21 protein-coding genes are annotated in these 26,168 nt (G+C 42.7%); 5 read left to right on the forward strand and 16 right to left on the reverse strand.

Annotated features, from left to right (window positions below; all coding sequences use genetic code 11):
• Positions 1–73 precede the first annotated feature (73 nt).
• Positions 74–3,475, forward strand: a complete 3,402-nt coding sequence (locus HXT32_RS06235; protein ID WP_009993957.1) for an LPXTG cell wall anchor domain-containing protein — start codon at positions 74–76, stop codon at positions 3,473–3,475.
• 115 nt (positions 3,476–3,590) lie between these two features.
• Here HXT32_RS06235 and HXT32_RS06240 read toward each other — a convergent pair whose 3' ends face one another.
• The gene (locus HXT32_RS06240) at positions 3,591–3,956 is read right to left on the reverse strand and encodes a hypothetical protein (protein ID WP_162861110.1); all 366 of its coding nucleotides are present in this window, start codon (positions 3,954–3,956) and stop codon (positions 3,591–3,593) included.
• 384 nt (positions 3,957–4,340) lie between these two features.
• Between HXT32_RS06240 and HXT32_RS06245 the strand changes: the two genes are divergently transcribed.
• On the forward strand, positions 4,341–4,829 hold the full coding sequence (locus HXT32_RS06245) for a hypothetical protein (RefSeq protein WP_226988337.1): 489 nt from the start codon (positions 4,341–4,343) through the stop codon (positions 4,827–4,829).
• Positions 4,813–6,105 carry an MFS transporter gene (locus HXT32_RS06250; RefSeq protein ID WP_004109964.1) on the forward strand — a complete coding sequence of 431 codons (1,293 nt, stop codon included), beginning with the start codon at positions 4,813–4,815 and terminating at the stop codon, positions 6,103–6,105. Before HXT32_RS06245 ends, HXT32_RS06250 begins: the two co-directional genes overlap by 17 nt.
• 408 nt (positions 6,106–6,513) lie before the next feature.
• Here HXT32_RS06250 and HXT32_RS06255 read toward each other — a convergent pair whose 3' ends face one another.
• Positions 6,514–6,636 carry a hypothetical protein gene (locus tag HXT32_RS06255; RefSeq protein ID WP_255358933.1) on the reverse strand — a complete coding sequence of 41 codons (123 nt, stop codon included), beginning with the start codon at positions 6,634–6,636 and terminating at the stop codon, positions 6,514–6,516.
• 78 nt (positions 6,637–6,714) lie between these two features.
• Between HXT32_RS06255 and HXT32_RS06260 the strand changes: the two genes are divergently transcribed.
• Positions 6,715–7,263: a hypothetical protein gene (locus HXT32_RS06260; RefSeq protein WP_231130963.1), complete on the forward strand. Its 549-nt coding sequence runs from the start codon at positions 6,715–6,717 to the stop codon at positions 7,261–7,263.
• A 735-nt stretch (positions 7,264–7,998) separates the two neighbouring features.
• Here the strand turns inward: HXT32_RS06260 and HXT32_RS06265 are convergent.
• The 4 genes from HXT32_RS06265 to HXT32_RS06280 form a co-directional block, all read right to left on the reverse strand.
• Entirely contained in the window at positions 7,999–8,337 is a 339-nt protein-coding gene (locus HXT32_RS06265) for a hypothetical protein (protein WP_004109968.1), read from the reverse strand.
• A gap of 283 nt (positions 8,338–8,620) precedes the next feature.
• Positions 8,621–9,646, reverse strand: a complete 1,026-nt coding sequence (locus HXT32_RS06270) for a co-chaperone YbbN (protein WP_422118955.1) — start codon at positions 9,644–9,646, stop codon at positions 8,621–8,623.
• Between the two features lie 40 nt (positions 9,647–9,686).
• On the reverse strand, positions 9,687–10,751 hold the full coding sequence (locus HXT32_RS06275; RefSeq protein ID WP_422118956.1) for a hypothetical protein: 1,065 nt from the start codon (positions 10,749–10,751) through the stop codon (positions 9,687–9,689).
• A complete protein-coding gene (locus HXT32_RS06280; RefSeq protein ID WP_064621457.1) occupies positions 10,744–12,540 on the reverse strand; it encodes a hypothetical protein in 1,797 nt (598 codons plus the stop codon). The genes HXT32_RS06275 and HXT32_RS06280 overlap by 8 nt, the downstream gene beginning before the upstream one ends.
• Positions 12,541–12,619: 79 nt before the next feature.
• Here HXT32_RS06280 and HXT32_RS06285 point away from each other — a divergent pair, with 79 nt between their 5' ends.
• Positions 12,620–13,609, forward strand: coding sequence for an FKBP-type peptidyl-prolyl cis-trans isomerase (locus HXT32_RS06285; RefSeq protein WP_004109977.1), 990 nt, complete (start codon positions 12,620–12,622; stop codon positions 13,607–13,609).
• 97 nt (positions 13,610–13,706) lie between these two features.
• Here HXT32_RS06285 and nucS read toward each other — a convergent pair whose 3' ends face one another.
• The 10 genes from nucS to HXT32_RS06335 all read right to left on the reverse strand — a co-directional run bounded on the left by nucS (position 13,707) and on the right by HXT32_RS06335 (position 26,074).
• The gene (gene nucS / locus HXT32_RS06290; RefSeq protein ID WP_064621458.1) at positions 13,707–14,414 is read right to left on the reverse strand and encodes an endonuclease NucS; all 708 of its coding nucleotides are present in this window, start codon (positions 14,412–14,414) and stop codon (positions 13,707–13,709) included.
• Between the two features lie 36 nt (positions 14,415–14,450).
• Positions 14,451–15,884 (reverse strand): amino acid permease, encoded by a 1,434-nt coding sequence (locus HXT32_RS06295; protein WP_100066729.1) that lies wholly within the window; start codon positions 15,882–15,884, stop codon positions 14,451–14,453.
• Positions 15,885–16,121: 237 nt separating this feature from the next.
• On the reverse strand, positions 16,122–18,875 hold the full coding sequence (locus HXT32_RS06300; RefSeq protein ID WP_422118957.1) for an FtsX-like permease family protein: 2,754 nt from the start codon (positions 18,873–18,875) through the stop codon (positions 16,122–16,124).
• Positions 18,876–18,888: 13 nt separating this feature from the next.
• Positions 18,889–19,590: an ABC transporter ATP-binding protein gene (locus HXT32_RS06305; RefSeq protein ID WP_004105770.1), complete on the reverse strand. Its 702-nt coding sequence runs from the start codon at positions 19,588–19,590 to the stop codon at positions 18,889–18,891.
• 109 nt (positions 19,591–19,699) lie between these two features.
• A complete protein-coding gene (locus HXT32_RS06310; RefSeq protein WP_004109989.1) occupies positions 19,700–20,320 on the reverse strand; it encodes a DUF5701 family protein in 621 nt (206 codons plus the stop codon).
• 52 nt (positions 20,321–20,372) lie between these two features.
• Positions 20,373–21,440, reverse strand: a complete 1,068-nt coding sequence (locus HXT32_RS06315) for an aspartate-semialdehyde dehydrogenase (RefSeq protein WP_004109990.1) — start codon at positions 21,438–21,440, stop codon at positions 20,373–20,375.
• Positions 21,441–21,541: 101 nt separating this feature from the next.
• Positions 21,542–22,111 carry an ACT domain-containing protein gene (locus tag HXT32_RS06320; protein WP_004105778.1) on the reverse strand — a complete coding sequence of 190 codons (570 nt, stop codon included), beginning with the start codon at positions 22,109–22,111 and terminating at the stop codon, positions 21,542–21,544.
• 63 nt (positions 22,112–22,174) lie between these two features.
• Positions 22,175–22,939, reverse strand: a complete 765-nt coding sequence (locus HXT32_RS06325) for an aspartate kinase (protein ID WP_004109991.1) — start codon at positions 22,937–22,939, stop codon at positions 22,175–22,177.
• A 129-nt stretch (positions 22,940–23,068) separates the two neighbouring features.
• Positions 23,069–23,677, reverse strand: a complete 609-nt coding sequence (gene recR / locus HXT32_RS06330) for a recombination mediator RecR (RefSeq protein WP_004109996.1) — start codon at positions 23,675–23,677, stop codon at positions 23,069–23,071.
• A gap of 6 nt (positions 23,678–23,683) precedes the next feature.
• Positions 23,684–26,074 carry a DNA polymerase III subunit gamma and tau gene (locus tag HXT32_RS06335; protein WP_004109999.1) on the reverse strand — a complete coding sequence of 797 codons (2,391 nt, stop codon included), beginning with the start codon at positions 26,072–26,074 and terminating at the stop codon, positions 23,684–23,686.
• Positions 26,075–26,168: the final 94 nt, after the last annotated feature.

Here is a 26,168-nt window from a genome sequence, read left to right on the forward strand (position 1 = left end):
TTTTCTCATTACTGAATGTGAAACTTTTTGGTTTCGCATTTCATAATAAGCAATTTGAAAAAGGGAGACTTTTATGTCGCTTTTCGCTAAGCATAAAAGTATGAGAGACAAGATCCGACAAGGTTCACATCGCGCTCTTGCTGGTATCGTTGTCGCATCAACAATGTTGACAGGATCCGCATTTGCCGCTGGCGGTGCCGGATGGACAGGTGGAAACACTGGCGGATCTGGCACATATAAATCGAATACATTCTGGGTTACCGATGATAACCTAGGTTCCGCATCAGATAATGAAGCAGTGGTGCGCGCTATCCAATCAGAAGGTGTAGCCATCGGTAGCTCTGCTACCCGCGAAGCAGCAGCTAGAGCGCAAATTAACGCTGCATTATCCAAGGCTCGCGGTGATTGTGAAACAGAGTATACTGCGCGAGGTGGCACTGGTTCGGCAGACTGCCGCATCTGGGGTGTAGGCTTCACCGCAACAACAGCAGGACCAGGAATCACAAAACCGGAATATAACAATACTTCTAGCGCGCAAGCAACTGGCGCTCAATGGTTATCAGCATGGAACAACGAAACACAGAACGGTACCAGAAAATATAATCACGGCGGTAGCGAATACACAGTGTTTGATGATATTGATTCAGCTAATACACTCGCTTCATTCGCTGCTCAGGGTATGAGTACGCCAAATACTGATTTGATTGTTATCGTTCTTGCAAAAGACCAGCCTAAACTGTGGGACTTTACCCCTGATAAGTCCTGGGTAAAATACTCTAACGGCAAATGGGCAACCGTTATTGATGCGAAGCATACCAACACCACCGGTGCAGACACCCAAACCATCCTTGATGGTGACAAGCTCGGCTCTGTGGTTAACGGTAGCTTGGGCGAGAACCTGGGAGATAGCCTCGACACATTCACCCTGTCTGATGATTACACGGCTGCTGACTATTTGTGGGATCCAGATATGAGTGATGTGCATGTGTATGCTGCTCCAATCCCTGAGGCATCAACTACCGTCTCCTCAGTCGATGACATCATCACTAAGGGTACTGACGTGACAAGCCAGTTCACTATCCAACAGGCTGGCACGACCATTACTGCTACCATGACCAGTCAAGCTCTTGCTGCTGCACGTAGTCTTGCTACCCCTATGCAATACACGCTGCTTATCGGAGGCAAGGCGAATTATGCAAATGGTAAGGGTGCAGCCCAGGTACGCGCTGACGCAGGCAAAAAAGCTACGGATGAAGTCGAGTTTTGTGCTGATCCAACCACAGGCGCAGCCCTCAATTCTCATGGTTTGAAGAATAAAGGCTCAGAGTCTGCCGCGGGCAAGACAAAGACTACGAACGAACCATACGTGTGTGGTTACGTTCCACCAGTAGCAAAGGCAGTCATATCTGAGGCCTCTCAGGGTGGTGACCAGGACGATATTAATGGTAAGAGTGTCATGCCAGGACAGAAGCTGGAATACGAACTCACTAGCGAACCAACCATTCCAAACAACCTGAGTTATGCTATCGAGTCTGTTGCATTCACTGACACGTATGACCAGTATCTTGAGCTTGACAAGCAGACTATCGAGCTGCGTGACCTTGAAACCGGTCGCACCATCAGTAAGAAGAACTACACGCTTACTGCAGATACCGAGAAGCATGAGTTTACTATCGAACTCAACAAGGATTACGTGACAGCGAATATGACCGCGGGATCTAAGCATCGTTTCCAGGTTCGTTTCGAAGGCACGGTATCCAAGAACGCTCCAACAGACCATAGTGTGGATAATCAGTGGGGTTTGAAACTCAACAATAGTTTGACCTCGTCTAACGTGGTATCAAATAAGCCGGTAGAGCCAAAGCCTGAAAAGAAGGATGAAACCAAGACTGGTATCAATATTGATGGCAAGACCGCATACGTAGGAGACGATATTTACTACCGTCTCACTTTAAGCGCAGCCACGTTGAAGGACACTGCGTATAAGGTTCACCGTCTCGGCATGATCGATGACTATGATGATGAGTACTTGCAGCTCAATGACAAGAATATCGAAATCCTAGACGCAGCCGGTAAGGACGTCACCAACAAGTTCAATATCCAGGTTAAGGATGGTGTCGTCTACGTGTTCGCTAAGACCGTAGACACGGAGTATCTCGGAGATATTCTTCCAGGGGATCCACAACCAACAGATTTAAAGGCCTACGCTGGCAAGGTATTGGATGTGACAAAGGATCCTGCAATCGACCAGTCTCTCCTTGGTCAGGATTACACCATCGTGCTTCCTATGACAGTCAAGCAGGTCAAGGACGGGTATGTAGTGAAGAACACTGCCACCCAGATTACAAACGATCGCAAGGATGTAACGAACACGGTAACTAACCCGTTAAAGGTTATTAACCCGAAGAAGGATGTGACTGTTAAGGTTAATGGCGAAAGTGCGAATGGTAAGAGTATTTATAAGGATCATCAGTTCTTGTATCGTCTCGATAGCTCCAAGATCGCTGGTAACCGTGCCTACAAGCAGATCAAGAATTGGCGCATCGTGGATGATTATGATGAAAAGTTTGACAAGCTAACCGGCCAGTGGGCAGTCTATGTCAACAACGACATTAAGCTCGCTGACGGCACTGTGATCTCCAAGGGTAGCCGTATCGACGGTAGCGGTGTTGATGCCGGATATTTCACTTTCACCGAGGCTAATGGTGCGTTTACTGTAGAGGCAACACAACAGTTCCTTGATATTGCATCTGCTATGGATAGTGACTTGTCCTGGACAGCGTACGTGCAAATGACCCGTTTGGGCGTAAGCGATCGCGTAGAAAACACGTTCGTGGAAACCATGAATGATGTTGAACGCGAATCCAATATGGTGTGGACCAAGACCCCAGACCAGACCCCTGCTATTAAACTCATCAAGTACGACGCAGCATCTGGTCTTGAAGCGGGAGACCGTAACACACCAAGCGAAGCCTTGAAGTCTACCAAGAACGGCACCAAGATTGTGTTCCGTATCATCAACACCGGTAAAGTCAACCTGACCAAGATCACGTTAGATGATAAGACTATCGCAGGCTCCGGTACGGTAACTAATCTGGAGTATCCAGCAAACTGGTCTAACCTGGTATTAAAGCCTGGCGAATACGTAGAAGTCAAGGGCACGTTGACTGGTATGAACACGATGAATCATACCGACCGTGGTCACACGACTGGTACACCTATCGTGCCATGCGCATCCCATAACGATCACCCATTCGACCCAAACGGTGGAGATAATGGTAATGGTGGTAATACGGGTGTGTGCTATGACACTCCAGTCGAAGATTCTGATGATTGGAACGGTGTTACTGCTGCACCATTGGCTCAGACTGGTAGCGCGGTCGTGTCTATCGCTATCGCTGCTCTTGCAGCCCTGGGCGCAGGAGCAAGCATCATGATCACTAAGCGTAACAAGGAAAATGCTCGTAAGCATTAACCCGTAAACACGCTTAGTATTAACTGGCGAGGGGTCGCACATGCACACGGGACTATCTCCGTGCAATGGTGTGGCCCCTCACTCTATATTTTCTTCTTCCTCTATTGATTTCTTATTAATCTTTCACACGTAACGGTTCATACTCATGAGTAGAAAAGACACAGCCTTTACCCCTAGTCAACGTGCTTATCTCAACAGTCTTCCAGCTATCAAACACGCGACAGCCACACGAATCTACTACACAAGCCAATTCCACAAAGACGCTGTCCAGCAATACGATAACGGTGTCAGACCGTCTGTTATTTTTGCACAGGCTGGAATGCCGTCCACCCTCATCGGGAGCAAAAGGATTGAACGCTGCATCAACAGGCGGGAAAACACCGACTACACACAGTCCGGCATGCCAGAACAAGTACACAAGCAAGTCAGCATATTCCTCGACCAGATGGCGAGCAGAGTTGAGGGTTTTGATTGAAGCCAAGCGTTACACCTTATCCACCAATTCCACAGAAAGAATCCTGACATACGAATAGCCGGACTCTGCCAAACAGTAGGGATATCAGAAAACACGTACTACGAGCTGAGACTGGTAAATAGTTAAGGTCTAATAATGTACTACTAATTTTTATATAAAATTATTCCACAATAAGAGACATACTTGGAAAGAATGCGAATCCTGTATTAGGATTATTTGTATCTTCATAGATGAATATGCAAATAAGATACAGCATTGTTCTTATGAAAGGAGGCAAAGATGAACAAGAATAGCAAGCGCGGCGGAATCAACCCACGACCTCGACCATATCCTCATATGATTTAGGCATAATTTATCCGCACATATTCACACCAAAGGTTAATAATGAACATGACTTCGTACGAAGAAATGTTTGATGAGTATGTGAAATCAAGTGCAGCATATTGCGCTTCTCTATTTGAAGCAACAGAATATTTTTTCAAAGCAAATGCTGCACTTGAAGCCACTATCGTCAGTACAAACACAGCGAAAACATCCACCATCCATTCAATACAAGAATATTTCGAGACATGTAAAATATCGCTTATTAAAACAATTGATTTGCTACGGACATTCCAAGAAATACATACGACTATCCCTGGAGAGCAAGTAGAAGTCGATTTCGCACAACAATACTTCTATATAAAGAAAACATTATCTTGCGTCGAGCAGATTATTCAACTCTTTAGCACAGTGCGTGATGACAAGAACCTACAGCAACAGATTTGGGATAACGACGACTTTACAACATACTTCACTACTAGTGCCGATAGCATCTCTCAAGCAATAATTTGGCAATGTAATTTCGCGAAACGAGCAAACCTTGACGAATCTATTTAAACCTTACCGCGGATATCTGCGTTTAGCAGCTAGTGATTTTCTTTCTAACTATGCAACTACACTAGCCTCAACTACTATTCAATTATGGCTATTGAACTCACTTTTTATCGGTTTTCAGCAGTCAAGCCATTATTTATCGCTTTACCTCACCCTCACTGCAATAAGTGAATTAGTAGCAGGCCTTTTCTCAGGAGCACTAGCTGAGCATGTAGGAATTTTCAGGACAACAGTTGCTGCATGCTTAGCAAGAATGATTGCGGGATTATGTATTATCGCAATTGTATCGGTATCCTTCTCAACCCCATCTGCTAACAAGTTGCTCCTATTTTGGTGTGTTTGTATACTTGTAATGGTTACGACAGCATGTGATACTTTCTATTTTCCTGCTATTACTTCCTTTGTTAATCGTGTAACAAAAAATGATGATCTTATTAATGTTCTTTCACTTCTTCGCTTTACAAGCCTCATGGGTACATTAGTAGGACCAGCAGTTGCAGGTTTTGCGAGTAGTAAATATTTATACATTCCAATTCTATTTACAGAAACTATCGCATTAGCAGGAATAATAATTTTTATTTATTTTATTTACAAGCATGCAGTTAGAACCGGAATTTATACTTCAGACGTCGCAGATGAAAATCCAGAATATTCTCAAGGCTTTTTGGCAACTTGGGCTAGGGGAATGGCAACATTTGTAAAAAACCAAACGTACAGGACTTTAGCTCCATTTGCAATACTCGAAGCTATCGCATCTACTGGCATAAGCTTTGCTGGAGTCCTCTTATTCTCAATGGTTCTACATAGTGCAGAAGGATATGGCTGGTATTTAAGCGCAATGTCACTTGGGTATGCCCTCAGCTATCTCATCGCGCCAAAAGTGTCCAGCAAAATGTCCTTCTCTATGCTACTCACTCTTTCACATATACTAGTGACTCTTTCTATAATAGGACTGGCATTAGCGCCTAACGCTATAGCAGCAGCCGTGTTTGGTTTCCTTTTTGCTTTCTTCCAAGGAGTAGTAAATCCACCATTCCAAACAGTATTTATTCATGTAGTAGATGATAATCTCGTTGGACAGGTAATGTCTGTATTCATCTCAGTTGTTGCCGCTATAGGAGCAGTAAGCTATCCGCTATGGGATTACGCTTATTCCCACATGACCATTCCATCTCTACATGCAGAGTCAGGAATAATTGTCATAGCTGCTCTTATCCACTTTATACTGGTGCTTATCTGCATATTCGATAAGCGATTGCGTTCAATTAAAGCAGAATAAGATGCAATAAATATTGTAAATACGAGCACAACTACAAGCTGCGCTGTGAAAGTTCACTACAGAAGTTTCACAGCGCAGCTTATTTTTAAATTAGAACGCTTTCAATTCAGACATCTAAGTTAACCGAGTGAACCATACTTTATCTGTCATAGAGTGTTCATTTGTGCCGTGAGCAAATAGCACCAACATCTATATCTAGGATATTTATAACTGATGTCCCGTCTGTAAATTCTTTTGACTAACATCATGAGAATTAAAAGAAATATCAGCACCATACCCGGATCCACTAAAAAGTCTGGGCGGCTATTGTCTCCACGAGTTTCACTCGTGGAGACTGTACTGTTGTGGCGCAGCAAGAATGCTGCCACCGGTCGCCGCCCCCACTTTCTCGTGTTGGTAGCCCAGAGGCTAGCACACCCAGTCCAAAGACCACACGCCAGCCTTGTCACGCCACCCAACAAGCTCACCCCTGCCAGCCCATTCCACAACATGTTCCACGGGCTGACCGGAGTCGAGCCTGGAGCGTCGCACAAGGACTGGGAGTGTTCTTGTGGGTTTACGGGTGTGCCTGCCCTGGAACTACCAACACACAAGGAAAGGATAAAAAAAATGGTTACCATCAACAGCGACCACACGGTCACACTCCTAATAGGAGAGGTAGAAGCTCTCGTAGCATTCCACAACTACCTAGCAGGCTTTACCACGAAAGGATTGGACGAGAACACACTACGCTACGGTATCCAAGCATTAAGCAGTCTCCTCATCGTGCGTGACATGTTCCTTATTGATAGTTTCCATGGCTGCACCATGCAAGACTTCCTCGATAACGTTGAGCACCCATTCGCTGAGAAAACTGTCCACTATGTGCGTTCAAGCCTCGACCTGGTTTTTAGAGATGACAATTTCACCCTCGACACACGGCGCATCCATCGTGCAATAGCACTGCTGACCACCATGCTGGAACTTAAAGGATTAAGTCAGAGGGAAACTGTCACAGTCTATGGCACACTGTCATACTTGTATTGGCTGAAAAATGACACGACAAACGCTCGTATCACAGCCCAGAAAGCACTCACGATAGACGAGAAGTACTGGCTTGCACGCATCACTACTACAGCGCTCCTTCACCACATCACACCCCACTGGTGCCAGAAGTAAGCAGAGGGTTTGCTGGCAGAAAAAGAAGCGCAACTTTTTCTGCCAGCCCCTGGTGGCTTATCGCAGCCACCCTCCCGCGCGGGGCGCGTCTTACCCCTAGGGCATGCCCTGAACAAAATTCCATAAATTTTAGGGCATTACCCCCAGGAGCAAGCCGCGCTATTACCACGCGAGAAGGGTGGCTACTATGCTTCCATAAGTTCACACAAAGATGTGTGAACCAGCCGCCACCAGCAGAACAAAGAATCTGCCACCACTATCATGGCGGCAGACCCATTATCATCGCATGGAACACCTGCGGTGTACTCTCATTTTTTGCTTTTTATGACGTGTTCTTGACACTTCCCACTCTAAAAAACGGGTCACTTCCGCCAACTTCCCCGCGTCCTCCACTCGCGTTACGGACACGCGCGAAGCTAGGGCCCGCAAGGGGTTGGCTCCAGCGCATTCCGTTTTTGTCCCTTCCAGTGTTCAACAACACGAACGAAAAATAATCACACCAGGGTTTTTATATAAAACCAAACCATAAGAAAAATCATATACAAGTAGAAAGGAAAACAAGAATGAAAATTAACAGCAAGCCAGTCACCGGCACAAGCTTCGCATACGACGGATGCCACAAAATCTACATCTGCGAAAACACACAAGATGAGCAAGACGCGCAAAAAACCGGATACACCATCCACCCCATAAGCGAGCTTGAAAACACATACGAAAACTCGTGCGACCTACGCTTCATCCACAACTGGACACTCGATAAAGACTATGTCTCCCAACTAGAGCCCGCCTTATTCCAAGAATAGCCCATGCTTCACCAGAAAGCGCCGTATTTAATGCAATGCAGAAGTCTGCAACATTATTGTTAGCAAGCTCTACGCTATCAATCGTTGTGACAAGTTTTTCGCGCAACTGTTGCGTAGTAGTATGTGCCCAATTCATTTGAGCATCAGGATTAAGAGAGCGAATCTCTTCCCGTTTTTCCTCGTCAAACTGGAGAGCTGCGGAAGGAGCATTAAACGTTACAAGATCGTTGACGTTATCATCTGGGTTGGTTAAAATATTAAGTACTTTCATCAAAAGACTCCGCATTGTTTCTTGATGAAAAGGCTTATTCGATAGCTCAGAGGTATTGCTCTGAGCTATCTTAATTTTTAGGAAAGGAAAGATATTAAAATTTGTGGCTTTGTAAGAGATTAGTTAGGAAACCCAGAGGTCCATGGTTCAAATCCATGCCCCGCTACTGAAGCCAAGAATCACACGAATTTCTCACGATTGTTGTGGTTCTTGGCTTTTTTATTTAATAACGCATAAGTCAGTCAATCTGCAATCGCCAAAATACAAGTCATCTTCATAAGAATCAATAAAGAAGTATTGCAAGGCGACGGCGAGCGCGCGCTAATCGAGCATCATCTGCAGGAAGCATAGCAAAATACTCAAGCATTCTAGATCGAATAGCCTCAGCATCCGAACGATGTCCCGCAGCCAAAAAATCAAGCAAACGGCCAAAAGCGTCATCAATATGACCATCAATCATATCGACATCTGCCACAGCAAGCTGCGCATCTACATCATTAGGATTATCGCCAGCAGCCTTTCTAACCGCAGCAACATCAGTATTAGTATTACGCGAAAGCAACAAAGCTTTTGCATGTTCACGCGATGCGAGCACATCATGAGGATCCGCTTCCATTACTTTTGCATACTCACGTGCAGCACCTTCATAATCACCCTTCATAGCAAGCGAATGAGCTTGCTCATGAGCAGGCGGAACACTCTCAACAGAATTATTCTCGGAACTATCTTGATCTGAGTCTTTAGACGTTTCAGACTTTTTCTCAACCGAGGATTCCACAAAAGGAGCAGTTCCAGCAACACCAGAGCGTTCAGCAACCTGAACCAATTGCGGCAAAATAGTGCCACAAATCTGCTGTAATTCCTCATCGCTAGGTAATCCTTGCGAAATTGGCATAGGGCGTCCGCCAATCAAACCATAAATTGCAGGAAGTTGCTCAGCTCTCAAAGCTTGAGCAATACTTGGGCTTTCGTCTGCATCAATACGCGCCAACTGCATACGACCGTCGAGCGCGTTAACAGCATCCGCTAATTTCTGCGCCACATCATAATAGGCCTCGTCATTAGCTTGCCAAAGCAAAATAACAATTGGGAAACTTACAGACGTTTGCACCATCGCCTGAAAAGACTGCTCATTAACATCGATTACATAGCCGCCAGCTTTTGGAGCAGAAGAACCAGTAGAACCCGATGCAGCTTTAGCAGCTTGCTTAGCTTGAGCTTCTACGCGACGCTTTACGCCTTCTAAATCTACAGCCCCAGCAAGCGAAAATCCGCCAGGATTCATGCCTTGCGCTTTGCTACTCACCATTTTTCCTCTTTTCCAAGCACACTACATTGCACTTACAAATTTATAAAGCTTCTACCTTAATAGGCTGACGCTCAGCACCAACAGGAATAATCTTCATATGAGAACTAGCTGGAGGAACTACTAGAGCAATAACATTTACGTAAGTTACTCGCATAGTACCTTTTGCTTTACCGTCGCCAAATAATGCTTTTTCTTCATCAGAAGCAGGACGAGATTCACGCCCTTCACCAGCTTTACGAGTCCACACAGAATCTATGCGCGCAACAACCAAATCACTTCCATCGCTTGAACGCATAATGCTTATTTGTTTGAGATTTGGTGTAAAGACTTGTTCTTGAGAGCCTTTATTTCGCTCCATTCCAGCTTGCACTGCTTTAGAAAGTTCAACTAACTTTTTACGCAAATAATCGTCAGCAAAATGCTTTGCGTACTTGCTGTTTTCACCATTTTGTAAAACGTCAGCGTACGCAGCTACCGCTTCATCTGGAGTCATCACCAAACCAGTGTCATTTGATTTTCCCATTGAAGCACCAATACTTGGAACAGCAAATTTAGGAAGATGCACACCAGGGAAAAGTCGAGCCACAGCCCACAACTTATAATTCGACCTAGCTCGTTGCTGACGCAAAACAAGCAAACGCTTTGATTGCTGATCTTTAGTGGTGGTTGTAATTGTCATTAAGTCTCTAGGCCACCCAGCATTTGTTGGCACAATAGTTTGCGCGGCTTCACGCGGAATAGTGGCCTTAGGATCTAAGTTTCCAGTTTTGTTTGCAATCGTAAGCTCGCTCGTACGAATATCGAGAGCAGGTCCAGAAACTGCTTGAGATAATGAATCCACATCTTTTTCGTCGTTTGCCTTTTCTAGAGTGCGAAGCAACCCCAAGCGGATATCTTTTTCTTGCAGCATAGTCACATTAGGTAACTCTTGATTACTACGCGCTTCAGCAGGTTTCGGCACCTGCCCATCGCAAGCAGATAATCCGGTTACCATAACCGTTGATACAACACATGCTATTAATGTGACTACGTTGTTGCGCAATACGCCTCTATTTTTACTTTTTACTCGGTGAATATCGACATTACTATTACGCATTTTACTCATTTCCTCGCTCACTTGAAGAATTACCGCGGTAGCCTTTCCCATTTTTTCTGTAGCGACCGTTACCGCCGTCTCCTCTAAACCCATTTCGTTTTATGCGAGATTGCTTATCGTTGCTATTTTTAGACGAATTTTGACGTTTGTTTGATTCTGAGTTGCGATAGTTTTCGTGCTCATTAAGCTTTTTCTTACTAGATTCATGTGAAATCTTGCTATTACTATCTGAAGGCTTGACCGTTTCTAAACGTTTCTTTGCAAACTTTTCAGAATTATTAGCATTATTTCTATCGTTCTGACGATTACGCCTCTTGTTATTCTGCTGTGCATACTTATTTTGCTGCTGACGCTTATTCTTATAATCGTTCAGACTATTGCCATCCGACGCGCTTGCGTAAGATTTTTTCTTATTTCGCGGAGTCTTAATATTCTGAGAATTCCGCTTATATTGCTTATTTTCTGAATTTGCTGATTCTGCTGAATTTCCAGAATATTTCGCATTTCCTATATCTTCCGCATTTGCTAAATCTTCTCCGTTTGCCGCAGCATCCTGATTGTGCAAATCATTAAATTCATCATCAGCATTGTCTAAATCATCTAAATAAGAATTATCGTCATGTTGCTGCATAAAGCGCGTGGCAAACGCAAGCATTTCATCTTGCGCAATAACAGTAGTTTCAGCCAAAGAATCAGTAGATGCAACCGCTGTAGAAGCAGACGCAATTCGAGTTTGCATACCATTTGAGTCGCCGCTTTGCATTGAATCTTTGCGACGACGCGCATGATCTCCATGCCTTGCGTGGCTTCCAGAATCCTTCTTGTGTCGTTTGTGACCAAAAATACCAGACATGGTTCCAGAAATCGCCTCAGCAAAGGTGACTTCGTCACGCTGTGCAGACTTTACTGCCAACACTCCTGAACGGCTAGCTATTAATTGCTTATTACGACGACGATGCGGAGCCATTGCAAAAATAGTTGCAGAAAGTATAGCTAATACTGCAAAAAGCACTCCTACAAAATATAAAGGCGTTGCAAAATCTGGAATTTGATTACGACGCCACCGCAATTCTACGGAAGCTTCCGGCACATTATCCCCCAAATCAATTAGCAAAACACGTCTAGCAGCCTGCGAGCGCAGTGAAGAAGAAGACGCATCATGACTATTTGACTTACTAGCGCGAGTGCCCGATTTAGGCATTGTGCCGCTTGCAACAGCATGATCATACGACGCAGAACCAGAAGATTGAACATAATCTGCAGTATTTATTGCCAATTTCGCTAAACCAAGCTGGCATGTAACTATAGGCCATAAATTAGATTCTTGGAATTTTACGTCAGGATCCTTAATGTCCACAGAGTCACCCGCTTGCACAGAGGTTTTACCAGACACTTCAGAAACTGAAAGATTATTCCAATCACGCAAACCAGTAATTCTTTGTACTGGAGAACCTGCCACCCAGCCTCTTACGTCTTTCGTTAAACCTACAGCAACACAAATAGGCTTACGCGTATGCAAAGCAGCAACACTAATACGAACCCTGTTATCTACAAGATTCAAAACACCAGGATCAGTGACAATATAACGAGTTCCAGATACGTTAGCGTACGCAATAACAACGTTGCTAGGCTTCCAAAATGTTGCGTTAGCAACTCCAAGAACAACGCTTAATACTGCAAGCAAAGCAAAAAATGGAGCTACAACGCCGCGCATGATTTTACTGCGCAAAGTGAGCCGTCGCATTGGTCGTCGCATTGGTCGTCCTTCTATATCAGAAGCATCTTCTATATTTGTCATAACGATACCATTCTACAGTCTTTTAATATTACTTGCATGTTTTGATGTAAAAATCAGTGTCAAGCGGTAATGTGAGGCTATGAAAAAAATCAAAACATTAGAACAAAAATCCTTTTTGCTTCGCACTTTTGCAACTATTAGTGCAGTGGCAATGTGTGTAGTACTCGCTTCATGCGGAGAAAGTTCCAACAACAAAAACAATTTAACTGATGAGAACGCTCAAAAAGCTGGAATGCAGTTGCTGGAAGGCGTAAGCGCATCTGGAGCACTTGGGAAAAAGCCTAAAATAACACTGAAAACGCCTGTAAAAGTAAAGCAAAATACTTATGCTGTTTTGCAACGAGGCAACGGAGAAACAATTAAAGAAGGCGATCGCGTATGCTCTCAGGGCATTGTGTTCGACTCCAAAACCGGCAAAGAGCTTATGAATACTTGGGAAAAAGGCAAAGCTGATTGCTCGATTTACATTAATAAAAATTCTACAAGCCGCCCATATTACGCTTTGATTAAAGGCAAGAAAATTAATACAACTATTGCTTTTGGCGTAAGTGAAGGATATAAAAATCCTTCATATGTTATGGTTCTTACAATGGTTTCGCGATCAAAGGCTATAACTAGAGCAACGGGCAAGGCTGTTACGAATATTCCCGCAAATTTGCCGAAGGTAACTCTTGATAAATCTGGAGCACCAACCTTAGATAAAAATAACTACGTTCCAGACGGAAAGCTTGTTTCTCAGACTTTGATTGAAGGAACCGGCAAAAAAGTAACTGCAAAAGACACAGTTTCTGCTCATTACACTGGCTGGACTACTGATAAAGACGGTAAATTGCATCAATTTGATTCTTCTTGGCTTCGTGGCATACCTGCAGACTTCCAACTTGCTGGAGGAGTAATCCCTGGTTGGACTAAAGGCTTAACTGGAAAGAAAGTTGGCTCCCAAGTTCTTTTGGTAATCCCACCAGAAGATGGCTATGGTAAAGAAGAAAAGAAGGACGCGCGCGGAAACGTAACTATTCCTGCAAATGCCACGCTGTACTTTGTAGTCGATATTCTCTATGCTTCGTGAGATTTGTAATTTTGCAAACTGTTGCAAAATTAACTAGCGATTCATAAATAATAAACCCCTCCTTCCCGAGGGGTTTTTACATATTTAGAACACATATTTAGAACAGACGAAGATCGTTGGACTCGACTCCACGCATTTCATCGTAATCCAATATTAAGCAAGTAAATCCACGATCCTCAGCCAAAACGCGAGCTTGCGGACTAATAGTTTGCGCAGCAAAAATACCTCTAACCGGCTTAAGTAACGGATCTCTATTCAGCAACTCACAATAACGCGTAAGTTGCTCAACGCCGTCGATACCGCCATGCCGCTTAATCTCAATAGCGACATGTACACCATCCGCGTCCTGAGCCATAATATCCACTGGGCCGATAGCCGTAGGATACTCACGGCGCACCAACGTTGCACCATCGCCGATTCGTTCAATCTGCTCAGCCAAGTAACGTTGCAAATGATCCTCAACACCATCTTTAATTAAGCCAGGATCCTCACCCAAATCGTAAGTATTATCGCTATAAACATGCTCGAGCGAAACCATAAGCAAATCATCGCTTTTAGCGGCAGCAACACGCAAAATACAGCCATCTACAACAACGCCAGCATCGGATTCGCCGCTATCTTCTTTACGTAAAACACGCATACTACAAGGAGCTACCATCCAATTAAGAGGTTTATACGCACCAAGCTCAGAAAAAATAAGTACGCTGCCATCTGCTTTAATAAGCAACACTCGCTTAGCTAAAGGAAGCGTGGCATTTAACCTACCTGTATACTCTGCACTGCAATCTGCAACAATAATTCGCACACAGCAAGCATAACAGAAATCAAGTAAAGAAGTACCTTACTTCCCCAAAGCTTCAGCTAAATCGCGATTCTGCCAATGTTGATGTAAGGCGCAGTATCCGCCGAACAATACGAGCCACACTAGTCCGCCAATTGCAGAAGCTCGCGTATCGTCGCTAATAAACAAAGTCACATACACAAAAGCAAAGAACGCTATAGTAAGAGAATTCAAAAGCTTATAATGCGGCATAACGAAGCCATCTGGCATAAAATCAGCAGATTCACGGTATTTACGATGCGTAACCATAATCAAAATATAAATCATGATTATCACTGCCGAAGAAGCCGAAGCAAACAAAATAAACGCACCATGAATACCAGGGATCGAATTAATAATTGGTGAAAGAAGAATCAAAGCAGACGAGAACAAAATCGCGCGAGCAGGAACCTTCGTGCGTGAAACCTTACGCAACTTACCCAAAAGAGGCGAAGGTGACTCAAGCGCGATTTGATACATGTGGCGACCAGCAGAATACAGCAAAGAATTAAGCGCAGAAGAAGCAGCTGTAATAACCACAAAGAACACAAGCGCAGAAGCCCAATGCAATCCCGCGTATTGGAACACCATAATGAATGGTGACATAAATACGCCTTCCGCATTCGTAGCCCTAAACTGTTGCCACGGCACAATAAGCATAATCGCTATGAGAGCACCAACATAGAAAACCAGAACGCGTACAATAATCTCGTTAACAGCCTTTGGCAAAACCTGGCGAGGATTCTTAGTTTCCGAAACAGTCACACCAACAAACTCAATAAGCTGGTACGCGTAAAACACCATTTGGAAGCTCATTAAGAAGGAAAGCCAGCCATTTGGCATAAGCGAGAAATTGTTGAAAATATTATCTAATCCAGCGTGACCAGCAGGACTCATTACACCACCATGCAAAGGAGTTGCAGAGTAATGGTAACCAATTAAAGCCATAACTACGGCTGTGACAATAAGAGCAACAATTAGCGTAATTTTAATCATTGAGAACCAAAACTCAGTTTCCCCAAATAGCTTTACAGCTACCAAATTTATGCACACTAAAGCCGCTAAAAATACTACTTCTATCAGCCATTTCCAATGACTTACGTCAATATCGAAAGTTTGGAAGAATGTGACACAATACGTACTAACTGCCGTAATTTCGCTCATACCAATAAGTACAAGCACAAACCAATACGACCATCCGGCAAAATTACCCCAACCTCTGCCAAGATAACGTGTAATAAAACTAATAAAAGTATGCTGGTTCGGATCCTTATACATAAGTTCGCCAATGCCACGCATCAGCAGGAACATAATCAAGCCCACAATAATGTAAACGAATACGATACTAGGACCTGTTAAGCTAATAGATTTTCCGGAACCAAGGAATAAGCCTGTGCCAATAGTGCCACCAATAGCAATAAATTGCACGTGACGCTTGGTAAGACTACGCTCCATTTGGTTTGCATTGCTACTTGCATTTTCTTGCGCAGATACGCGAGAAGATTGGTTTGAAGATTGATTATGAGAAGATGTGCTATTGTGCGTCTCTGCAGATTCTGTTTGTTTAGAACCTACATTAATGTCACTATTCACAGTCTCACTCATTATTACAACTCCGTTCCTTAATAGCCACGAATTTCTAATTTTATAGGAACCCTTAACTATTCATTACGCATTCCACAATTCGCGCAACTATTCCACACTTTTAAGTGAGCTTACTGGATCTATGCGATCCAAAGCTGGGTTGGTAGCCCATTGCACAATTAACGCAAAAATTAGTGTTGCAACGCCAGCAATGCAATAGCTTAAAGGAGCTACTTCAACTTCAAAATACAAAGACGGCATACGAAGCGCGCTAGTCAACAATCCTGCAATAAGCCTTCCTAATGGCAATCCAACTGCAATGCCGATAACAGTTAAAGTAAGCATTTCTTTATGCACATAGGAATGAACTTCTCTACGATAAAAACCAAGAACTTTCAGCGTAGCCATTTCGCGAGTACGTTCCGAAATATTAGTACTTGCAAGAGTAAAAAGCACAGCTAAAGCTAAGCCAGCAGCCAAAGTTACGATTAAAGCAACAACAGCATTCATAAGATCAAAACTAAAAGCATGCTTCATACGCGTAATATTCATAACAGCAAGCACACCGTCACGTTCAGAAACCTTGTCGGCATATTTAATTTTATTATTATCGCTACCTCGCAAACGCAAAATTAACGCATTATGTTTCAAAAGCTTACTGTTTTCTCCATTAAATAAGCGTTCGTAGCAATGTTCAGTCATGTAAATATTAGAACCGATAAGATTACGAACAATAGCTTTAACTTTAACCTTCGCACGTTTAAAACTAGTATTCGTCACATTAATTTCGCTACCACGAGTAATGTCCAGAGATGCAGCAGCGCTTTGAGAAAGCAACGGACCTTCATCCGTAAGTTTAACAGTTTGCAAATTATTGTTCACATCCTGCAAATTTACAAGATGAGACAAAGCTTTTGTGTCTTTTACAACAATCAACTGCACGCTTTCCGCATCCTCAACATGACGACTATTCGACTTATTTGATTGATTTTTAGCTATTTCTCCAGAGCCCACATAAGCCGGAAGTATAGTTTCTACTTTATTATTTGACTTGTCTTGCTCAACGCTTTTCTTCATATTTTGGAAAGATCCTGGAGCCGAGATAGAAATCATATCGTATCGATAAATTCCCTCGTATTGGCGAATACCCAAGGTCGCAACAGTATCGTTCAAAGCAAGACCGCAAACAATAAGCGCTGTGCAACCGGCAACTCCACCAATAGTCATGCACAATCTGCCTTTGAATCGCGCCAAATTGCGAACAGTAACCTTATTTAAGAAACTCATTCGCTTCCAAATCCAAGGCAACCTTTCAAGAAGAACGCGAGAACCAGCTTTTGGAGCTTTTGGTCTTAACAAAGCTGCAGGAACTTGCTTTGTTTCTCGCCAACTAACAACGATTGTGCATATTGCAACAGGAATCACAAATGCTAGCACACACAAAGAGCCATATAGCCAGTCATACTTCAACCTAACGTCTGGAACGGCGTATAAACCACGCAAGATTTTTAGTAAAAGTGAAGGGATTGCAAGAAAACCCATAATATCGCCAATTCCGCCGCCAACAAAGCACGCAAATATTGCGAAGAAAGCATGTCTTGTTACTGCAGTAGAACGACCGTATCCCAAACTTAAGTATGTGCCAATAAGCCCTCGCTCTTCTTCAACCATACGAGCCATAGCAGTTAAACTCATCATCATTGCTACAACAAGAAATACTGCCGGGAAAGCGTATCCAAGTGACTGTATTGAAGCAACGTCAGAACGCAAACTAGCATAACTATCGTTAGCTATACGAGTAGATATATGCCATTGAGCTTGAGGAACACGTTTTTGAATCTCTGACTTAATTTGTTTACGAATTTGCTTTTTTGCTTGCTCTTTAACAAAATTTGGAGCGCGCTGAAGTCTAGGATCGTTTGCAATAATGTTTTTTACTTCTGAGTTAACTTGGTTGTCGATAATTTGATTACGTCGAGCTGTTTCTCGCTTAGATTGCACGCGTTCTTGAATCTGTTCAGATGCATCGTCGACAATGCCCCGATAATCTTTAGAAAAAACATTGACATGTTGAGTATCATTCAAACGTACCGATATTGCTGTATACGGCAAGCCGGTCACGTTATCAGGAGCAGCAGAAGTAAATATTGGATATCTAGACGTCACAGAGTTACGAAATGCTTTAGATTGATAGCCATCAGGATTGTTTAAATCGTTGCTATCTAGCACGCTACCAGTTATGCGCAAACGATAAGTTTTAGACTTTGAATTAGAAGAATCAAGATTTCCAACGTCCACATTTTGCTGCATGTTGACTACTATCACATTGCCAATGCTCAAGCCACTATCGTGTAAAAATCGCTGAGTTACAACAGCTTCACTATTATTTTTAGACATATTGCCCTTAAGCAAATGCAAACGATTAAGATTTTTTTGCGATTCTACATAATGCACGAAATTCATTGCGTATGAAGACTTTGCATCATCTGTCGCGTGTGCTGTTGCTTTCCAAGAACGCTCTGCTTCAACTTCACTCACACTTGGCAACGCGCGTAATGCTGCAACATCGTCTTTAGTTAAACCAAGAGTAGATACGATTTGCAAATCATAAGCATGCAATTTCGCATACATATCGTTAGTAGCGAGAAACATGTCGTTGCAGCCTGCATAAATACCAGTCATAACAGCAACGCCAAGCATTGCAATAACCGCAAGAACACAGAAGCGACGCCATTCGCGAACCCACATTCTAATTGCGCTAATAAATACTATTGGCAGCAATGAGTGCGTGCGCTTACCTTCACTGCCATTATTGGCGTTTTTATTATCAGATTGCTTTGAAACTGCTGTTACTTTCCGCATAACAACCACCTAATCACCACTCAATATCGGCTATAGCCATAGGATGTTCTTGCACAGTTTCGTCTACAACTTTTCCAGAACGGAAACGAACAACTTTGTGAGCCATCGGAGCAATGGCAGCATTATGAGTAATAATCAGCACTGTCATGCCTTCAGTTCGGCAAATATCTTGCAATAATTGCAATACTGCCTTACCTGTTTCATAATCCAAGGCACCAGTAGGCTCGTCACATAACAATAATTTAGGTTTTTTAGCAAGAGCTCGCGCAATAGATACGCGTTGCTGCTCACCGCCAGAAAGTTGAGCTGGGAAATTATGTAGCCTTTCTTTCAAGCCAACATCAATAAGCGTTTGAGCAGGGTCAAAATGATCTGCACAAATTTGCGAAGCTAACTCTACATTTTCAAGAGCAGTTAAATTTGGAACTAAATTATAAAATTGAAAAACAAAACCAATGTCTTCTCTGCGGTAGCGAACCAAATTACGACCTTTTAGCTTAGTAACATCGCAATCGCCAACAACAACACGACCGCTTGTTGCAGTATCCATACCACCCAAAATATTTAATGCTGTAGTTTTTCCCGCGCCAGATGCACCTAAAATTACTGTAAGCTCACCGCTCTGTGCAGTAAAACTGGCATCATCTAAAGCTCGCACAGCACCAGAACCTGATGGGTATTCTTTCACTACATGATCAAAAGTTATATATGCCACAACACACCTTCACAATATGAGAAACTATAAAAATTCAACTTCTATTTATTTGTATTATCTACCGTTATATTTCGTACTATTTTACTAAATGAGCGCAAAATTCGCTAACTTACTTCAGCGATGACACTCCACATCTTTCCATGCAATACGCATTACCAAGCCAAGTATGACGAGAATTTGGCCAGACAGCACCTAAACGCGGAGCACATTGACTCATCCATATACTTGGCACACGCCCATCTGCGCTTTGCGAACCAAGCAAATTAAATCCATTCTTGCTTTCAAGCCAATCTGGATGTTGTGTTGCAATAGCAAGCCCTTCTTCCAGCGTAAGAGGCAAACGCTCATCAGAATCAATAAGCTTACGAGCAACATCAGGCTCTCGATTCAAATACGATGAGCCAGTATGCGGATCGACAACTATATAGAACGGACCTTCAGGAAACTCATACCCGTCTTTAGGAAGAAAACTTATGATATCTCGCGGAGGCATAGTAGTGAATCCAGCCATGCGATTAATACTCGTCCGAGAAATCAACGATTCAGGCGAAACTAATTCACGCGTAGGAATCAATAAAATATTCGCACCTAAACTACTATTTTCAAGCGCACATAATATAGGATTTGCCAACTTACGAAAAGCATTGGCACTCATATCAGCCACATCTGGATACCCAAGTGCCACTATACGATCGAGTTGCTGCTGTATTTCTTCAGATGCTATTGACATAATTCCAGTTTACGCAAAATCTTACATAATCGCGAGCGCAATATAACCATAATTAGTTTAGGAAATTACGCTTTTTAGCAATAATTTCCGCCAATTGCACAGCATTTAATGCAGCACCTTTTCGCAAATTATCGTTAGTGATAAAAAGTGCCAATCCCTTATTTCCATCTACTGCTTGATCTTTCCTAATTCTGCCAACATAACTTGCAGATTTTCCGGCTGCTAGCTGAGGAGTAGGAATATCGTTAAGTTCAACTCCTTCAGCATTGCTCAATACTTCGCGAGCCATGTCTGGAGTTACATCATGCTCAAACTCAGCGTTTACACTCATGCCGTGACCAGTGAAAACACCTACTCGCACACAAGTACATGAGGCTGCAAGATTTGGCAAATGCAAAATCTTACGGCTTTCATTGCGCAATTTTTGTTCTTCGTCAGTTTCTTCAGATCCGTCATCAACTATTGAACCAATAAAAGGCACTACATTAAAAGCAATAGTACGAGCAACTTTTGTAGGCTCAGGGAAATCTATTGCACTACCGTCGAAAACGAGTTTATCTGCTCCTTGGTTTAATGCAGCTTGAGCCTCATTCATGAGTTGCAAAGCACCGGCTCGACCGGCACCAGAAACAGCTTGATAAGACGAAACTATTAAACGTTTTAATCCAAAAGCATCAGCAAGCGGCTTTAATACAGGCATGCAAGCCATAGTTGTGCAATTTGGATTTGCTACTATTCCTCTTGGAATAGTATCTAAATCTTCAGGATTTACTTCCGCAACTACCAAAGGCACATCGTTATGCATACGCCATTGCGAAGAATTATCTACTACAATTGCGCCAGCTTCAGCGAATTCCGGAGCCCAAATTTTTGAAGTTCCGCCGCCTGCAGAAAAAATAGCTATATCAATTCCGTGCAAATCTGCTTTTTCTACATCTTCTACAACTACGTCTTTGCCACGATATTGCAAAACTGTGCCAGCAGAATGAGCAGAAGCCATAAAACGTAAATCTTTTATTGGGAAATCACGCTCGTCAAGCACTCGACGCATTACCATACCAACTTGGCCAGTTGCGCCAAGTACTGCCACGTTCACGCCTTTTTCGTTGATAATTGTCATCGAGACTCCCTTAAAAGTAAGCACGTATAATTTCTACAGTTTTTACAATTCTACAATTTAAATAATTTAGTTAATTTAATAATTTAATAATTTAAATTGCTTCAGCGCCCGCTTCCGCCGTACACTACTGCTTCAACCTGACTTGCGTCCAAACCGTAAGCAGTATGCAAAGCGCGAACAGCTTCATCAATTTGTTCAACAGGAACCATGGCAGCAATACGAATTTCCGAAGTAGAAATCATCAAAGTATTTATACCATGTTCACTTAGCGCAGTGAAGAAGGTAGCAGCTAGGCCTGAATGTGTTTTCATACCAACGCCAACAACAGCTACTTTTCCTACTACTGGAACGACATCCATAGAAGTAAATTTCAATTCATCATGCGCTTCTTCTAGAACTTTACGGACTGCTTCCATTGATGCTCCTGGAGCAGTAATAGAAATATCTGCTGTACCAGTAGAAGCACTTGCTTGCGCAATCATGTCAATATTTACATTTGCTTTTGCAAGAGTTGTAAATACTTTCGCAGCCATACCAGGAATATCTGGAATACCGCGAACCGTAATCATTGCCTCACTGCGATCATGAGCAACGCCAGAGATAACAGGAGTTTCCGGACCTAAATCAGGAAATAAATCGCCCATAGTCGAAAGAATATCGTGGTTTACCATTGTTACCGCCTTTAAGCTCGAAGATTATTTGACATTATCTATTAATATTTAGTTTTGTATTTTCTAACTCAGATTAGGCAAATCGTTCGGATTAATATTATTTGGAACTATAAGCGTTCCGTTCCTATGTGAGAATGAACTTCTAACATGAAGAGGCATACCAAAACGCTGAGCGTACTCAACACAACGCAACGCAAGCACGCGCGAGCCGCAAGATGACATTTCAAGCATTGAATCATAATCAATTACAGGAATACGTTTTGCAGTTGGCACAATACGTGGGTCCGCAGTAAATACTCCATCTACATCCGTGTAAATCTCACATACATCAGCACCTAAAGCAACCGCAAGCGCTACAGCGGAAGTATCCGAACCGCCTCTACCGAGAGTCGTGTCATCTCCAACTTCGTTAATTCCTTGGAACCCGGCAACAATTGCAACACTGCCTTTGCTAAGAGCTCTTCTGACACGATCAGGCTTAACCGCACGAATATGCGCAGCTCCAAACTGAGTATCTGTCATAAATCCAGCTTGAGAACCAGTAAAAGAATAAGCATGAGATCCTTGAGCATGAATAGCCATTGCAAGCAAACTCATAGAAATTCGTTCGCCTGCTGTCATAAGCATATCCATTTCGCGAGCAGGAGGATGAGTGTTTACACTCATTGCTTGATCAATTAAATCGTCAGTCGTATCTCCCATCGCTGAAACTACAACAGCAACATCATTGCCTGCTGCTTTTGTAGAAAGAATGCGTTTGGCAACACGTTGTATGGAATCCGTATCCGCTACAGAAGAACCACCGTATTTCTGTACGATAAGCGACAATTTTTACCCCTTGCTCATGTCAATATTGATAAACGCACAGGATATGCCAAATAATGGCTTCAATATCAGACTACCAACTATGCCCTATTTACTAATAATGATTTGTGCTCATAAAAACAATATTCAAAATTACACAGATTGACGACCAGAAAATGCACGACCTAAAGTGATCTCATCCGCATACTCTAAATCTCCACCAACAGGCAATCCACTTGCCAAGCGAGTAACTTTAATTCCTAGAGGATCGAGCAATCGAGCCAAATACGTAACAGTCGCTTCACCTTCTATATCAGGATCAAGCGCAAGAATAATTTCTTGAACTTTTGCATCTTTAAGACGTTCAAGTAATTGCGTAATTGCTAAGTCCCCAGGCCCAACATTTGCCATTGGGTTAATTGCACCACCAAGAACATGATAAACACCTGAATATTCATGAGTTCGCTCAATACTCATAATGTCTTTAGGTTCTTCAACTACACAAATTTTGCTATGATCACGCCGAGGATCTGCGCATACTATGCAAGGGCTCTGCTCACATACGTTTCCGCATACATCACAAAAACGCACACTTTCTTTCATGTTATTAATTGCGTCTATTAGCTCTTGAACATCTTTATCCGAAGAAGAAAGTAAGTAAAACGCAATGCGCTGAGCGCCTTTAGGTCCAATCCCTGGAAGCTTTGAAAATGCTTCAATTAAATGACCAATTGCTCCATCATATGACGATGAATTATGCACTGTAAACTACTCCTCTTGCTTTTTCTTAACGCTCATAATCGCATTTTTAGGATTTTTAGGATCAGTAGAAGCAAATTCTTCAACAGATTTAACTTCAAAAATTTGTTTAAGCTCATCAGTGCTTACAGACGTTGCGGATTCTAATGAAGCATCATCCATCGAACATTCGTCAGCAGTAGCTCCATTCGTAGGAGAAACAGTAGTCTGAATTGATTCAGTAGACAATTCTGAAGTATTAGTTGCATTCTGAACTTGAGAGTGTAGTTTAGCTTGATCCAAGACACCAGAAATAGCTTCAGATTGGTTATGAGAATGCGAACTCTTCTGTATTGCAATCTCGTCATCATGATTCATGAGCTCATCTTCAATAGAAGAGTCTTTAGTAGAAGAATCTTCCGGCATTGCAATCACATCCGACATGGGCATAGACGACATATCTGCCCAAACATCATCATCCGCATTCGCAACATCACTTAACTCATCCGCAGTATTTTCAGAAGCTACTGATGCTGCGGAGCCATCAGCGCCACTAAAACCCGAAGATTCTTTTTTAGTAGGATTTTTATTTATTCCGCTGCCATCAGAATCAGTTTTATTACTAAATCCAGCAGATAGGCCAGTTTTGCGTAATAAAATATCTCGCTTAACTTTGGCAAGATTTTGCGGATCCATTCGAGCAACAGATTCTACTTGTTCACCATTAGCAGCAACTGGTGCAGGAGCAATCATTACTTGCGCACCAAATACTTCATGCACTTCATTCATTACTACTTTTGGCACTTTTTGCCCATCATATGGAGAAGTAGTGCATACTGCGAGCGCAAATGCATGTTGACTCATAGGCTCATTAAAAGTCAAAATAAGACGCTGCCGACCTGATTGTACTGGAGTAAGTTGCACTGTAGGAACATACTCACGAGTTACATATTCACGTACGTCATCAGGCAATTTTGAAACTACTTTATCCCACATTGCATCAGTATCCATGGAATCATTCTTTGAATTAGCATTATGTGCATCGTTCAAAAACGCTTTTTTAGATTCCATTTCTTTTGTGCGTGGAGCAGATTGCGTTTCTGCTTTAGCAATAGGAGATGCCGTAGTTTCAGAAGGTAGCGAAGAATTTGAAGTACTATTATTCTCACTATTTGCAGAAACATATTTTTTATTGCTTGTAGAACCTACGAAATGAGCACCAGAAGATACTTTATTTTGAATATTCTGCTTAGAAGTTGAAATATTTTGTTGCTGCACGTTATTGATGCGCAAATTAGTTGCAACAGTATTTGAAGTTTCGCTGTCTGCAAGCAAACGAGCAACTAAAATTTCCAAATTCATTCGAGGAGAAATTGCACTAGCCATTGCACTTAAAGCATCATTAATTGTTTGAGCCATACGTGCTAAATCATGCAATGTCATGCTTGCAGATTGCTTATTCAATATTTCCAAATCTTCTGGAGAAACATCATTAAGTAAGCTTGAAGCCGCTTTAGGACCTGCAGATACCATAAGCAACAAATCACGAACTCTACCTAATAAATCTTCTACAAACTTACGAGTATCGTAGCCTCCAACAATAACGCGACGAACTACATCGTATATCGAAGCACCATCATGATTAATAAGATTGTCAATGAATTCACTAATCAATGAATTAGGCGTAAAACCTAATAAAGCAACCGCAGAATCCAAAGAAATTGAACCATCAACAGCACCCACCATAAGCTGATCGAGCACAGATAACGTATCTCGCATTGATCCTGCACCAGCGCGCATGACAAGGCGAAGAACTCCCGGCTGTGGCAGAATACCTTCTTTTTTGCAAATATCTTCAAGATATGGAGACATTACCTCTGGAGGCACAAGTCTGAAAGGATAATGGTGTGTACGCGAGCGAATAGTGCCAATAACTTTATCCGGCTCAGTGGTAGCAAAAATAAACATTACATGTTCAGGCGGCTCTTCTACAATCTTAAGCAAAGCATTAAAACCTTGCTGCGTAACCATATGAGCTTCATCGAGAATGAAAATCTTATAACGGTCACGAGCAGGAGCGAAGCCAGCACGCTCACGCAACTCTCTAGCATCATCGACACCGTTATGGCTTGCAGCATCAATCTCTACAACGTCGATAGAACCGGCACCGCCAGTAGCTAAATCTTTACAGCTTTGGCACTCTCCACATGGGTGCGAAGTTGGTCCTTTTTCGCAATTAATGCAGCGAGCTAAAATTCGCGCAGAACTTGTTTTACCGCATCCACGCGGCCCAGAAAATAAATATGCATGCGTTATTTTTCCTTGGTCTAATGCTCTAGACAAAGGTATGGTAACCTGATCCTGCCCAATAACACCATCAAACGTGTCAGGACGATATCTACGATACAGTGCAAGTGCCATGTTTCCTAACCTACCGCGACCTAACTATTTCCCCGATATATCTTAGTTAAGACTATCAGCAGCCGCCACCCGACTGCTGATATTTATATTCGTT

It is taken from the genome of Gardnerella sp. DNF00747 (assembly GCF_049262675.1).
Lineage (GTDB): Bacteria > Actinomycetota > Actinomycetes > Actinomycetales > Bifidobacteriaceae > Bifidobacterium > Bifidobacterium swidsinskii.